The 1,675-nt window shown below is 68.9% G+C and carries 1 protein-coding gene; it reads right to left on the bottom strand.

Annotated elements, in window-relative coordinates:
- Window positions 1–164: 164 nt before the first annotated feature.
- Window positions 165–1,544 (bottom strand): IS1380 family transposase, encoded by a 1,380-nt coding sequence (locus IEY73_RS32595; RefSeq protein WP_373292923.1) that lies wholly within the window; start codon window positions 1,542–1,544, stop codon window positions 165–167.
- Window positions 1,545–1,675: the final 131 nt, after the last annotated feature.

Genomic DNA, 1,675 nt, shown 5'->3' with positions numbered 1-1,675 from the left:
TAGCCTCGATGATTCGCAGTTGATGGCTGCTCGTTCGGCCAGGCCGCTCTGATCGATCGATGTTGATGGGTGTGGCGGGTCCGGGCATGGTGGTGGGCCGTCTGTCGCGGCGGTGGGCGTGGTCTCCTGGGTTCTCCGGTCGTGGGGGGTCGGGCTGACGGTGGTCAGCCGGGTGCGGGGATCGCCGTGATCCGGGTGAACGCGGCGGATAGCTGTTCGGCCCAGGGCCAGGTGGTGGGGATGCGTAGCCAGCGGTGGCGTTGGCCTCGGGTCAGCCGGGCGGCGGTGTGCAGTAGCCGGTAGCGCAGCCGTTTCGGCTCGGCGGTGGCCAGGTCATCGTCGAGGGCGTGGATCTGCAGCCAGGCGATCAGGTCGGCGGCGATCGCGGCGGCAACACACCATGCCTGGTTGATCGCGAACTCGCGCGACGGGAGCCGGCGCAGGCCGGTGTCCTTGGCGCAGCGGATCCGGTCTTCAACCCGGGCGTGGGCGCGGTGGCGGGCCTCGAGCCATTGCAACGCGCCCACGTTGGTGTTGGTGACGAACGCGGTGTAGCGCCAGCCGTCGCGTTCCTCGAACAACGTCAGTTGTGCGCCGGGGTGCGGCCGTTCGCGGCGGACGATGACGCGCATCTTTTCCGGCCAGCCGCTCAGGGTGAGCAGGCCCGTCAGCTCGGCCACCTCGGCTTTCTCGCGAACGCCGCCGTCGGCGGCCAGTGCCGGTGTCCACGCCGAGGCGGGCAGCGCGGTGATGGCGGTGCGTTCGGCCTCGCTGATCGACCAGCCGATGGAGTACTCGATGGTGCGGCGGCGGGTGTTCTGTGCGGTGAGCCAGTCGAGCACGACGTGGGTGCCGGCCGCGCTGTCGCCGCGGATGAGCAGGTGCCGGCGATGCTGCGCGGGGATCTGGGCGATCGCGTCGGTCAGCACGGTGAGGTGGTCGGCGGCGGTGTTGGCGCCCGCGTTGCCGGGTCGCAGCGTGATGGCAAGCAGTTCGCTGGTGTTGTCGCAGGTCACGAGGATGGGATGGAAGCCGTAGGTGTGTTTGTAGGTCGCGGCGGCGTGTTCTTTGTCGGAGTGCGCGATCAGGATCGTGGAGTCGACGTCCAGCACGACCACCCCGGCGCCGATGTCACGGCTGGCGGCGCGGGCTGTCGGCGGGCCGCCAAACAGCTTCCACATCCGGGCGCGGACTTTCGCCCGCGCGACCGCGATACGCCGCAGCTGGGCGGAGCCGATCTCGTCCAGGGCTCGCCACACAGTGGTGTCCGATGCGACCGGCCCGAACACCTCGCCTTGATGGCGCAGCACGTCGATGTCGCAGATCGCTTCGCCGCCGTCAGCGATCAGCACGGCCAGATCGGCGAGGACCCGGCCTCGGTCATGCACCGGGAAGACACCGGTCCGCGCGAGCGCGGCCGACAGCGCACCAGTCAGACCGGCCCGATCTGCGAGCATTCGCAGCAACGCCGTGCCGACGTGCGACACCACCTGTGTTCCGTCCGCGGTGACCCGCAGATCTTTCGACCACGCCGTAGACTGCACGCCGGAAGTGCCTCCCTCGCAGCGAAACCTGTAGATGTCGCAATCACAAGTTTCCCCTGCCGGAGAGGCACTTCCGTCTATTTACACGCCGGTCGGACCCACCAGTTGATGATCACCGTGAATCACCCGGG

The sequence above is a fragment of the Mangrovihabitans endophyticus genome (assembly GCF_014646155.1).
Lineage (GTDB): Bacteria > Actinomycetota > Actinomycetes > Mycobacteriales > Micromonosporaceae > Actinoplanes > Actinoplanes endophyticus.
This window is presented reverse-complemented; position numbering and strand designations above follow the sequence as displayed.